Here is an 11,169-nt window from a genome sequence, read left to right on the forward strand (position 1 = left end):
GCTACAGTCATTTCGCAGCTACCCATTGAAGAATTTGGGGCGTGGGTTTGGCCTGCACCCGGGCACTGCTGTGGGTAGAAGCCGGCTTGCCGAGAATTCAGGAGCTATTGACTGGCGCCGAGGAACGTCTCGCTGCCGAAAATGGCAAGGGTCCGGACACGACAGAAAGTTGGGACGAACACTTCTGAACTTGGCCCGTTTCGAATATCAGATCCACCTGGGCGAGTTCACTGCCGTCATCCCGGAGTTGGAGGCGGCAACGAATGAGGGCGACGCCGCGTATCGTCTCAATTGCGCGTGCCTGCTGGTTCCTGCCCTAGCAGCAGTTGGCCGTGAGTTGGATGCGATTGCGCTGGCCAACGCATCGAGACGGACGCTGCAGCCCTTGGCGTGACTCCACTTTTCAGTGATTACGCTCGCAACGGAAAGGCGATCGCCCAGATTGGAGCGGGCAGTGGATCGACTGCGTTGCGATGCTTCAGGATGAAATTGGAGGCTTGCACCGCCCCGTTCCTTACCGCGGCGGTTTGATCGAGCTCAACCTTGGCTTGGCACATGCATTTGCCGGACGTGGGGCCGAGGCAGTGCAGGTGCTCATGTCTGCGGCGGCCAGCTTGAAGCCCGGAATAGTGACCATGCTCTGGGCTTATGCTGCGCTGGCCTTCTGTCACGCCCAAGTCAACAATGAACAGGGCAAGGGCTGGAACTGGCCGAATCCGTCCTTGGCCAACCTTGTGGACCAACCAAGCCATGCTCAATTCTTCACGCACCTGGCGCTGCGCTGGCTCGATGACCCGCGGGCAACGGAACAAATGCATCTCTCAGCCTCGTTGACATTGACAAGGGACGGTTTGCCATGGCCTCCATGTCACTTTTCGCCGCAACCATCCAGGCGACCGACAAGGATTACGCGCTGTTGGAGGATGTTTCCCTACGCCGTCAAGGCCCCATGGCAACGCTGAATGTATTACTGGCACGCAGTTGCCGGACTAAAGATGCCGAAAAGGCGCTGGAAGCTGCGCACATTGCTGAGACATTGAAGCTCGACGCCGTCGAATCCCGATGTGCGGTTCTCGCCTTGGACTTCGCGAGGGACGCGGGACGAAACTCCTTGGCCAGGCTGGCATCGCAGCGTTTGGACCGCCTCCACAAGAACCTGCCAAAACTGCCCTTCCAGCCCAAGTGCGGGGTCAAGCTCACACAGCGGGAAATTCAGGTGGCGAAGTTGGCCAAACGCGGGCTTGGCAACCGTGCCATTGCTGACAGGATCGGCGTCTCTGTCAGGACGGTGGAAGGTCATCTCTATCAGCTGTACAGCAAGCTGGGCATCACCACGAGCATGAGCTTACTGAAGACCAGGACTTCTAGGCAATGGCAGTGAATTCCGGAAACCACCGCCAGCATGATCCCCCTACGCTTGCTACGCCGTTCTGCCGCCAGGAAGAACTGGAAGAATTGACCAACCAGCTACATCGATCTGGCTGCAGTGCCATCTTCTTGAGCAGTGAAATGGGGCTGGGCACCACCTCCTTGCTGCGTGAACTGGCCAAAGCAACCTCCTCCCACGCAGCCGTGATTTCGCTGCAGGGAACGCCGTCGTTGGCATCTATACCGTTTGGAATTCTTGCTCCTTTTCTACGCCGTACTTCGAATGCGTTTGTAGAATCTCATGTTGATGCCATCAGGAAAACCCTCGCTCTTTTGGACGAGCAAGAAACAAAACTGCGGGCAGAGCTTGGCAACGATGTGGAGCTCGGCAAGCCTTTGTTGATCATCGACGATCCGGCTTCATTGACAGGGCCACAGCTGAGTAGTGGTCAACCTAGCTCAGGCGGAGAAGATCCAGGTGGTTATTGCCCACCGTGCAGGCAATGAACCCGTCAGTCCCTTGCCGCAACTTTGGACGCCGGCGTCGCTGAAAGGTTCCATTTGTGGGCCTGACGCGGGAGGACGGACACGCGTTTTGCGCCGGGTTGCTGGGTGGGACACCCACGGCAAACACCGGCTGGTACTTTTGGCACACCGCTGCCGGGAACCCGCTTCTCATCAAGCTGCTCATGGACGATGCCCTGGCTAGTGGAAAGTTGCACCTGCGAAACGGTCTGTGGGTGATGGACATTGCGTCGGTACCTGCCGGTTACCAATTACAGTCGGTGGTCAGGGAACAACTGCGTGGGCTATCAGCGGTGGCGCTGAGGACCCTAAACCTTGTGGCTTTGAGCGAACCTGTTGCAGCTGAAATAGTCAGCAAGCAGATGGGAACAGAAGCGTTGGCGGAACTTTTTGAACGCCATCTGCTCCAGGAAACCCTTGACGGAACCGCATTGCTGAGGCTGATCAACCCGGTCTACGGGGAGTTATTCGCGAACTGGTGCCACGAGCCCAGAGCCGCATGTTGACAGCCGGCTCATCAATGAGCTCAAGATGGAATCCACCACACCCGAGTCCGCCTTGCGGATGGTCATTGGACGCTGGAAAGTGGTCTTCCGGTCCCCGATGAAGACCTGTTGAAAGCTGCCATTTTTGCGTGCAAGCTCTATGAAACCGGGATGGCCTTGCGGCTCGCCGACGAGGTTACTGGTCCTCGAAACTACGGCAGGGCTCACGCCATCAAGGCGCGTGCTCGGTTCAACGTGGGGGAGTACGCGGCAGCGGCGGCACTGTGGAGAATGCTCCGGAGAGTGCCGGTAGTGTCTCAGAACTCATGTTGGTGGACTGTGCGGGCTGCCACAAAGTCGGCGCTAGGGCTTGCTGCGGACACCATCCATGGTGATGCCATCACCTTGCGCTTACACGCTGACAGACTTGCGGGCGGCGATCCGCAGAACGCTCAGGACATCCTATTGCGGGCTGGGGAGCGGGCCAACATCATTGATTTGATGGCTCATTCCAGGTCTGGCGAGTACCACCTGATGCAGCCGCACATACAAAACGTGCTCGGCAGAACTACCGGAACTGATGATGCGGATCATTTGTGCAACCGGTCCATGGCTTTGGCGCTGGATGCCGAGAGGTTGAGCGCCTTGGGCCAACCCGTCGCCGGAATGGCACGGGCCATGTCGGCCTCGCGATTGTTCAGGCCGAGGATCATGACGTGTACTTCGTGCCGGAAATGATCATCACCCGGGCTCAGGTTGCCTCGTTGACGGCGGGGCTGTGGGACGAGGCGGAGCAGCTAATGCAGTCTCTCGCCGTCGACGTCGGTAAGGCCACCATTTCCTTTGGTGGCAGTGTTGGTGTTGCCCGCGGAATGATGCTGCTGCGCCAGGGTCGCACCACTGCAGCGTTGGCGTCGCTGCTGGAGAGCTGTGATGGTCTGGCGCACAGCGATCCACAGCAGCTCTTGGGCTATTGCTCAGCAATGGCGGCGTATGCGGCCGCTAAATCGGGACGCCTCGACACTGCGCGGGAGCTGGTTCGGCAGTACTCGGAGGACACCGGTATGTTCATCGTGGTAGCCCATGAACGAGCCTTCATTGCTGCAGCGCGTGAATATTTGGACGGCGATGGGGCAGGTATTGCCGAGCTTTTCAGCTTGGCCGATGATCTCCATGCACGAGGACAATTCACAGCGGAGCTCAATGCGCTGGCTCTGCTGCTGGAGTTTGAACCGAGCCAAGCGCGACGCCGGATCCTGGCTATAGCGACACAGGTGGAGGGCCGCTGGGCTGCAGGCTGGCCTCCTTTGCCGAGGCGCTTGAGCAAAGAAGCGCTCCAGTGCTGGTGAATGTGGGCGAACAGCTTTTGGAAGCACAAATGTACCAATACGCTGGCAGGGCATTCCCGGTTGGCATCGTCCGCGTTAGCCAAGGACCGCCACTCTCTTCTGTCACATCGGGTGCGTGACGGTCTTGAACGGGTCGACGCTGCCGTTGGCGAGGTGCAGGAGTCGAGGCCCGGGTACGTGGCGGTCATCACCGACTCCAAGAACGGTTGACCGCTAGAGAGCTCGAAATCTCGCTCATGGCCGCACAGGGACTGAGCGATAAGTCCATTGCGGCTGCCCTCCATGTCTCGGTTCGAACAGTTGAAGGGCACCTGTACAGGGCCTATGCAAAGCTGGAGATTACCGACCGCAATGATCTGGTGCAGGTTCTCTCTGATTAGGAAACACCCCTCCGCTTTGGAGCACTAAGGAGCACCGGAAACCACCGTCTTGCGTTGCGCGAGATGGTGGCTTTTTTGTGCGCCAGGTATCCAGAACCAAGTACCGTGCTCCAGGGTGTGAGTACCTCTACAAGTATTCCCAGCATCATACTCAGGCAACCTGCGACTAATAGCGTAGTGGCCACTCGTGCACGCAGTGCTCGGAGGCCGTAGCTAGAGGTATCCCACCGGATATCTGTGCAGGAAGGTCTCAATGTCTAGTCCAGAGCACGCGGTGGTGCACCTTGCTGGGGGAGTTAAAGCCTGTCTCGAAGCGCACCTACGCCACGTAGTTACCTATGCTTCGCCCTCACCCCAACAAGATCTGTCCAATCTCTGTCATTGGGCTCCTTATTCGGAGCCGGCGGCGGATAAGCCTTCTGAGACCAAGGCTTTCCCCCAGCCGTCGTCGGCTCCCCTTAGTCGCTGGAACCACTGGCCGCAGCAGCGGTCAGTGGTGAGCGTTCTCGCTCTGTGCCCATTCGGAAAGGGGATGTCATGAGCATTCTCAAAAACCACTCAACGTTTTTGTCGACCGGCACCCTAGCCGGAACCGGACGGCGCCAGACGCTGAAGCCAGCGCATAGCAAACACGCAGTGTGGGACGCACGGCTGCGCCCCGCCACCACAGGCAACTTGGTGACAGGCGTCAACTGGTCTACCGCCTACGCCCGCAACATTCGTCTTACAGACTTCATCGTCACTTTGACTGTCGTGGCCGTTGCCTTCATGGGGCGGTTCATGTTCGATGGCTCCACAGCCTTGCAAGGAGCAACCATCCAATACATTCCCTTGAGCATTCTTGTGCTGCTCATGTGGAACGCGGATCTGAATTGTTCCGCACCCGCGACAAGCGAATCTTTGGTTCAGGGGCCACCGAATATAAGCGAATCATCCATTCAACCCTGCGTGCCTTTGGTCTGCTGGCCATCTTCTTGGTGGTCCTCAAATTTGACATTGCACGTGGATTCTTCGCCATAGCGTTGCCCCTGGGTGTTCTCCTTCTGCTGGTGAGTCGGTGGCTGTGGCGCAGGTGGTTGGCCAGGCGTCGAGCAGCGGGGAGCTACTTCTCTAACGCCGTGGTGATGGGTGGCACCGAAGATGCCGGCTACGTCATCTCCCAGTTGCGGTCCAACCCAGGCACCGGATACAAGGTGGCAGGCGTGGCACTGACATCCCTCACCGCTGGTACCGAACTCACGCCGCCGTGGTACCGAGTTCCCGTCTTTTCTAGCGAAGCGCAGCTTGAAAAAATACTGTCCGCAACCGGGGCAGACACAGTCATCGTTGCAGGAAACTTACCCGGTGGCCCTAGTGCTATTCAGCAGCTTGGTTGGGATTTGGGTGAACTGCATACAGAACTTGTCCTATCATCAACCTGACCAATGTGGCTGGACCCAGGGTGCACTTCCGCCCCGTGGAAGGACTGCCGCTGATGCACGTTGAGCTTCCGCAGTACTCGGGTGCCAAACATGTGTGAAGCGTGCCATGGATATAGCATTCTCGTCCTTTGCGCTGCTGGTCTTGCTGCCGCGATGCTGGTCCTGGCCGTGGTTGTCCGGCGAGACAGCCACGGACCGGCATTCTCCACCAGGACCGGGTGGGCCGGAACGGTCAAGTATTTCAAATGATCAAATTCCGTTCCATGGTCACTAACGCAGAAAGCATCCTTTCAAGCCTGAAAAATGCCAATGAGACCGACGGGCTGATGTTCAAGATGGCAATCGATCCGAGGGTTACCCGCTGCGGACGCTGGATGAGGAAGTACTCACTGGATGAGTTGCCACAATTCTGGAACGTTCTCAGGGTGACATGAGCTTGGTTGGTCCTCGGCCGCCTTTGAAAAAAGAAGTTGATGAGTATGAGAAGCCAACGCATCGTCGGTTGCTGATCAAGCCAGGCATCACCGGTCTGTGGCAAGTCAGTGGCCGGTCGGATCTTCCCTGGGATGAGGCTGTCCGTCTTGACTTGTATTACGTGGAGAACTGGTCGCTTACGGGGACTTCATTATCTTGTGGCGAACATTCAGAGCGGTCTACGAGCCAACAGGCGCCTACTAGGGGGATGGAATGACGAAACGAATTGGATATGCGGCAGGTGCCTTCGATCTATTCCACGTAGGTCATTTGAACCTACTAAGGCAGGCGAAAGCGCATTGCGACTATCTCATAGCCGGCGTTGTAGCTGACGATCTCCTCATAGCGACAAAGGGTCGTGCGCCTGTCATTCCACTGGCAGAACGCTTGGAAATTGTCCGCAATATCGGATTGGTAGATGAGGCCGTAGAGGAATTCTGCCAAATAAGTTGGACACCTGGCGGCAGACTCCATTTAACATCTTCTTCAAGGGCGACGACTGGAAAGGTACGTTCAAAGGACTTACCTTGGAGCGCGACTTTGCAGAAGTGGGCGTGAAAGTTGTCTATTTCCGTACACGGTTCATACTTCGAGTACGATTTTGCGAACGGCTTTACATCAGATGAATTCTAGCGAAGAGTCATTTCGAATACAGACTGTTCCGTGGGTGAAGAATCTCAAGCGATAATTAGCTTTTTGGTCTCAATATAAGTATGAATCCGGGGAAAATGAAAATAATCCAGAAACGGTCCGCAATGGAGATTGAATTTGCGAATCCAGGCAGACGAAGTAACGCTCTTGCAAGTCGGGGATCCGCCCTTGTTGTTGGAGTTGTCGTTGTTTTGTCTGCGGTAGGTTTGGCGGGATGTCAACAGCCGGTTCACACGGTGGATGTCGGCGCTGCGGGATCAACTTCTGGGCCCGTCTCTTCAAGCGGCACCGTGCCCTCCTCCGGATCTCGATCCCCAGGACGGAAGGGGCATCCTCGGCTCCGAGTGCGACGGTTGGAGGTCCTGGGTACATTGATTCAGCAACTGGGGCCCCCGTCGTAAAACGGCAAAATGCCTTGGCATCCGCACAGCAAGAAAAGGCCCCAGTAGGAACACTCGAATCTGGAGTTAAATATGCTGACGGTGTTGCCGTAAGTATTTCAGGTTTCGCCAGAGGTATTGTGTCCGACCAAAGCGCTGGATCCATCAAGGGCCAGACCTACATAAAGATGTCCATTAAGATTACAAACGATTCCACCTCCAATGTCGATTTGTCACAAGTGATAGTTACACTAAAATTTGGCCCGGGCTCGACTGTGGCTTCCCCGGTTTACCCGGATTCAACCACAAGCGATTTCTTCGGAACGGTCAAACCCGGTGGAGTTCAATCTGGCGAGTACGCCTTTGCCATTCCGGCTCAACCGATGGCTTCAACCCTCTATGTTGACATTGACGGCAACCACCAACCGGCAGTAATTCAGGGAAAGTTCCCACTCTGATGGGTACTTTTTCCAAGGTATTTGGGCGAATTACTTGTTCTGCAAGCCGTGGAATCTTCGGAGGGGTGGCGGCGCAGGGATCGCAAGCTGCAGTGAGTTTCGTGTTGCAGATCATCGCCGCCAGAATGCTCGGTCTCGAAGGGCTCGGTAGATTTGCGATACTCTACGGCGTTCTGCTGCTAGTAACTGCACTAGTCAGCGGATTCATTGGTGATACCTTGACTGTTCTCGATCGCTTTGATCGCCATGTGCGCTTTACGCTCCAGCTGTGGTGCGTTGGTCTCAGCTTCGGAGCTGCCATAGCTGCCGCATTTGTCGTGATGATGGCCCGGTTCCTCACTCCCATTGAGGCGGTCGCATTCTCTGGGGCCATTGCAATATTGTCCTAGAAGATACGCTCAGACGAACACTAATGGCTAATCTGTTGTATTGGAAATCGTTATCGTCGATTTGATTGGCCTACTTGTGCATTGTTGGTACTGGGTTTTTTGGCAGCAACAGTTCGGCCGAGTCTCGTTATATTCTTTCTTTCGATTTTGGGCGGCCAATTGGTTGCTTTATTCGCCGCAGTCATGTTGCTGCCGCGGAGCGAGCGGTTCCTCGTCATGCGGGTTGTGAAATGTACCAGTTCGGTTCCAAAATACGGCATTTGGCGTGCAGCCCAACAGGCAGTCCGCCCGGGACTGCTTACCGTTGTTCGAATGACAATTCTTGTCCTGGTAGGGGCGGCCGTAGTTGGGCAAGTTGAAGTCGCCCGCATCTACGTTGCGCCGATGATGCTCGTAGTCAGCGGCGCATCATCATTCTATTCACATCCTTTGCAAGAAACGGCGACACTTCCATCCGTGAACTGTTGGGGCGGGCGGATCGTGCGGTACTGGGGTTGGCCGGCGTTTCGATTGTTGTTGGAGGACTCGGTCTTTACTTTGCCCGTAATTGGACATTTGGTAACCGGGCAACATCCCCTAGTTCTTGCTGTCGCAGGGTGATTTTTATTCAATCTCTGTCTCAGCAGTTACTCCGTATGGTGCACTGGCCGCGGTTCGCGGTAGACAGTCAGCTGTACTTGGCCTTCGAGTATTGGACTCATTCATATCTTTTGTCCTCGCTGTGGCCGTACTTCAAACCAATTTGACACCGGCGCTCATTCCTAGTGCTCTAGCGGTTGGTTCAATTACCGGGGACTGCTAATACGTCAATTACTGCTAGTTCCGGCTTTGAAGTATGAGCTCGAAGTTCCACACCAAGTGAAACCTAAAATGCGGGATACATCCGCATCTGCGACCACGTGATTATCCGTGTCTACTTCTATTCAAGAAAGCAGCCGACAATGAGAATGCAAATACGTCGTACGAAGATTGCGTCTAGGAGCTTGACCGTCTTGACTTCCGCAGCAATGATTACGGCGGTCCTCGTCGTGGGTCCCGTATCGACCGCGACGGCAGCCGACAGCCCAGCGCCGTTGCCACAAACAGTGGCCGGCGATTTTTGCCGACACCGCAGATCAACGGAGTCGTATGGAAAACTGCAGTTGTGGCAATGTCGCCTACGCGGTCGGAAGCTTCACATCTGCGCGTCCTTCTGGGGCTGCCGCCGGTACCGGCGAAGTGGGTCGCAACAACGCAATGGCCTTTAACATCCTTACTGGCGCTATATTGCCATGGAACCCAAATCTGAATGCACAGGCCCGTACGGTTAGATTGTCGGTCGATTCATCGGAGATATACGTAGGAGGAGACTTCACAACCGTCAATGGAGTCCCGCGCATGAAAGTAGCTGCCTTCAGCGTTGCCACAGGAACGTTGGATCCAAATTTCAAGCCGGTAGTCAATGGGCCGGTTCGAAATGTTGCTGTTTCGAATGACACTGTCTATGTGGGCGGTGCATTTGGTAACGCCGGTGGTCAAACTCGATCAAACCTGGCTGCATTCACACGATCTTCAGGCGCTTTGTTGCCTTGGACACCTAAGGTAGACGACATTGTTGAAACACTTTGGGCGGCCCCAGACAATTCTAGGATCCTGATTGGTGGTCGTTTCCAGAACCTAGACGGTTCGCCGATCGTTGGTATCGGTGCAGTTGATGGAAATACCGGGCACTTGAACCGTGGGGCAGCCGACCCACCCCAACGGCAATTGGATCAAGCCGATCCTGGGTTACCGAATTGACGGTTCAAAACGGCGTTGTATTTGGTAGTAACGATGGTGAAGGCGGACATTGGTTCGATGGCCGGTGGGCTGCGGACTTGGCGACAGGCAATCTTATTTGGCTGGACAATTGTTATGGGGCCACTTACAGCCTAGCCGTAATGGGGCAAGTAGTGTACAGCACTGGCCATGCGCACGACTGCACGTCAGTGGGAACCTTTGGTGATCACAACCCGCAAATATGGAAGCGGGCAATCGCTGAAACAACCTACCCGACCGGTACTGATCAGGGTGCTCCGGGATCAAACATGAATTATGCCTACCAGCCTGTTCCAACCCAGTTGCCATGGTATCCACTGGTCAATGCTGGAACATACACAGGAATCTTCCAAGGCGGATGGGCATTGGCCAACAACTCAAATTATTTGGTAATGGGTGGGGAATTTACGTCGGTCAATGGTAAGGCGCAACAAGGCCTTGCGACGTTTGCCGCCCGCACCATAGCTCCAACAAGCAGGGGCCCACATATTCAACAATGACCCCAAGCGTCATATCGTTGAATTCTGGTTCGGCAAGAATAGCGTGGACTGGAACAACGGACATCGATGATGGGACTCTCACATATGATGTTCTCCGCGACAATGGGACAACGCCCATTTATACAACTAACGCCGTTTTCTCCCTGGTGGGCCCTACCGCAGTCGGGATTCGTCGATACAGGTCTAGTGCCCGATCGATTCACACCTACAGAATTCGAGTGTCCGATCCATGGGGCAATAACTTCACTGGGAGTAGATCCGCGGGTGTGACAATTTCATCGGCGGCACCGAGCGCATATACATCACAAGTTATCACCGACGGGGCCACGAATTTTTGGCCGCTGAACGAACCCTCAGGAACCGTGGCCTACGACAACGCATCCTTCAATGACGCGGACTCCGGGGTCGGAGTTGGACGAGGTAGCAGCGGATCGATGGCCAACGAAACGGCTTCGACTTTTGACGGGACGAGTTCGGCATTCATTGCAGCCAGGATGCAGGGACCTGGTCCTGACACATTTACGGCCGAGGCGTGGTTCAAGACATCAACGACAAGTGGTGGCAAGATCGTTGGATTCGGGAATTCTGCGACGGGGACTTCGTCGAGCTACGACCGCCACGTCTACATGGACAATGCCGGGCATCTCTGGTTCGGAGTCTATCCAGGAAGCGCCCAAACCCTCTCAACTTCTAAGACATACAATGACGGACAGTGGCATCAGGTCGCGGCAACGCTTGGGGCAGGTGGCATGCAGTTGTACGTCGACGGCGTACGGGTTGGGCACAGAAGCGACGCTACAAGTGGCCAATCGTACTCAGGATTGTGGAGGATCGGCGGCGACAGCCTCAACGGTTGGCCGAATCAGCCGGGAAACAGCAATTTTAACGGAACTATCGACGATGTCGCGATTTATCCTTCCGTCTTGACAGGTGTACAGCTTCTCAAGCACTACACATTGACAGGCCGGACTTCCAGCCTCCCCCGCTGCCCA

At 55.6% G+C, this 11,169-nt stretch carries 12 protein-coding genes and 2 pseudogenes; 13 read left to right on the forward strand and 1 reads right to left on the reverse strand.

Annotated features, from left to right (window positions below):
* The first annotated feature begins 169 nt into the window (after nucleotides 1-169).
* The 4 genes from AS189_RS19105 to AS189_RS19125 all read left to right on the forward strand — a co-directional run bounded on the left by AS189_RS19105 (nucleotide 170) and on the right by AS189_RS19125 (nucleotide 2,399).
* Nucleotides 170-394 (forward strand): hypothetical protein, encoded by a 225-nt coding sequence (locus AS189_RS19105; protein WP_082634590.1) that lies wholly within the window; start codon nucleotides 170-172, stop codon nucleotides 392-394.
* 462 nt (nucleotides 395-856) lie between these two features.
* Nucleotides 857-1,381 (forward strand): helix-turn-helix transcriptional regulator, encoded by a 525-nt coding sequence (locus AS189_RS19115; RefSeq protein ID WP_062294096.1) that lies wholly within the window; start codon nucleotides 857-859, stop codon nucleotides 1,379-1,381.
* Nucleotides 1,372-1,875 carry an AAA family ATPase gene (locus AS189_RS19120; protein WP_062294099.1) on the forward strand — a complete coding sequence of 168 codons (504 nt, stop codon included), beginning with the start codon at nucleotides 1,372-1,374 and terminating at the stop codon, nucleotides 1,873-1,875. The genes AS189_RS19115 and AS189_RS19120 overlap by 10 nt, the downstream gene beginning before the upstream one ends.
* A gap of 56 nt (nucleotides 1,876-1,931) precedes the next feature.
* On the forward strand, nucleotides 1,932-2,399 hold the full coding sequence (locus tag AS189_RS19125) for a hypothetical protein (protein ID WP_062294103.1): 468 nt from the start codon (nucleotides 1,932-1,934) through the stop codon (nucleotides 2,397-2,399).
* A 569-nt stretch (nucleotides 2,400-2,968) separates the two neighbouring features.
* On the opposite strand, the gene AS189_RS21040 is transcribed toward AS189_RS19125, so the two are convergent.
* Nucleotides 2,969-3,091, reverse strand: coding sequence for a hypothetical protein (locus AS189_RS21040; RefSeq protein ID WP_272946759.1), 123 nt, complete (start codon nucleotides 3,089-3,091; stop codon nucleotides 2,969-2,971).
* A gap of 3 nt (nucleotides 3,092-3,094) precedes the next feature.
* On the opposite strand from AS189_RS21040, the gene AS189_RS19135 reads away from it, so the two are divergent.
* The 9 genes and pseudogenes from AS189_RS19135 (at nucleotide 3,095) to AS189_RS20150 (ending at nucleotide 10,177) form a co-directional block, all read left to right on the forward strand.
* The gene (locus AS189_RS19135; RefSeq protein ID WP_062294109.1) at nucleotides 3,095-3,727 is read left to right on the forward strand and encodes a hypothetical protein; all 633 of its coding nucleotides are present in this window, start codon (nucleotides 3,095-3,097) and stop codon (nucleotides 3,725-3,727) included.
* A 206-nt stretch (nucleotides 3,728-3,933) separates the two neighbouring features.
* Nucleotides 3,934-4,107, forward strand: coding sequence for a helix-turn-helix domain-containing protein (locus AS189_RS19710; RefSeq protein ID WP_237760087.1), 174 nt, complete (start codon nucleotides 3,934-3,936; stop codon nucleotides 4,105-4,107).
* An 854-nt stretch (nucleotides 4,108-4,961) separates the two neighbouring features.
* A complete protein-coding gene (locus AS189_RS20130) occupies nucleotides 4,962-5,528 on the forward strand; it encodes a nucleoside-diphosphate sugar epimerase/dehydratase (RefSeq protein ID WP_062294116.1) in 567 nt (188 codons plus the stop codon).
* 245 nt (nucleotides 5,529-5,773) lie between these two features.
* A pseudogene (locus AS189_RS21385) lies at nucleotides 5,774-6,219 on the forward strand (sugar transferase).
* Nucleotides 6,216-6,690 (forward strand): annotated as a pseudogene (locus AS189_RS19720) (adenylyltransferase/cytidyltransferase family protein). The pseudogenes AS189_RS21385 and AS189_RS19720 overlap by 4 nt, the downstream one beginning before the upstream one ends.
* 378 nt (nucleotides 6,691-7,068) lie before the next feature.
* Nucleotides 7,069-7,491 carry a DUF4352 domain-containing protein gene (locus AS189_RS19160; RefSeq protein WP_062294126.1) on the forward strand — a complete coding sequence of 141 codons (423 nt, stop codon included), beginning with the start codon at nucleotides 7,069-7,071 and terminating at the stop codon, nucleotides 7,489-7,491.
* The gene (locus AS189_RS19165) at nucleotides 7,491-7,880 is read left to right on the forward strand and encodes a hypothetical protein (RefSeq protein WP_129587445.1); all 390 of its coding nucleotides are present in this window, start codon (nucleotides 7,491-7,493) and stop codon (nucleotides 7,878-7,880) included. The genes AS189_RS19160 and AS189_RS19165 overlap by 1 nt, the downstream gene beginning before the upstream one ends.
* A 1,236-nt stretch (nucleotides 7,881-9,116) precedes the next feature.
* On the forward strand, nucleotides 9,117-9,659 hold the full coding sequence (locus AS189_RS20145) for a hypothetical protein (protein ID WP_237760088.1): 543 nt from the start codon (nucleotides 9,117-9,119) through the stop codon (nucleotides 9,657-9,659).
* Nucleotides 9,656-10,177, forward strand: coding sequence for a hypothetical protein (locus tag AS189_RS20150; RefSeq protein ID WP_129587447.1), 522 nt, complete (start codon nucleotides 9,656-9,658; stop codon nucleotides 10,175-10,177). The genes AS189_RS20145 and AS189_RS20150 overlap by 4 nt, the downstream gene beginning before the upstream one ends.
* The last annotated feature ends 992 nt before the right edge of the window (nucleotides 10,178-11,169 follow it).

The sequence above is a fragment of the Arthrobacter alpinus genome, from assembly GCF_001445575.1.
Lineage (GTDB): Bacteria > Actinomycetota > Actinomycetes > Actinomycetales > Micrococcaceae > Specibacter > Specibacter alpinus_C.

Excerpts from the sequence above, each read along its gene's own strand:
- AS189_RS19115 (WP_062294096.1), top strand. The coding sequence starts at position 857 with ATGGCCTCCATGTCACTTTTCGCCGCAACCATCCAGGCGACCGACAAG.
- AS189_RS19165 (WP_129587445.1), top strand. The coding sequence starts at position 7,491 with ATGGGTACTTTTTCCAAGGTATTTGGGCGAATTACTTGTTCTGCAAGC.
- AS189_RS20145 (WP_237760088.1), top strand. The coding sequence starts at position 9,117 with ATGGCCTTTAACATCCTTACTGGCGCTATATTGCCATGGAACCCAAAT.
- AS189_RS19120 (WP_062294099.1), top strand. The coding sequence starts at position 1,372 with ATGGCAGTGAATTCCGGAAACCACCGCCAGCATGATCCCCCTACGCTT.
- AS189_RS21040 (WP_272946759.1), bottom strand. The coding sequence starts at position 3,091 with ATGATCCTCGGCCTGAACAATCGCGAGGCCGACATGGCCCGTGCCATT.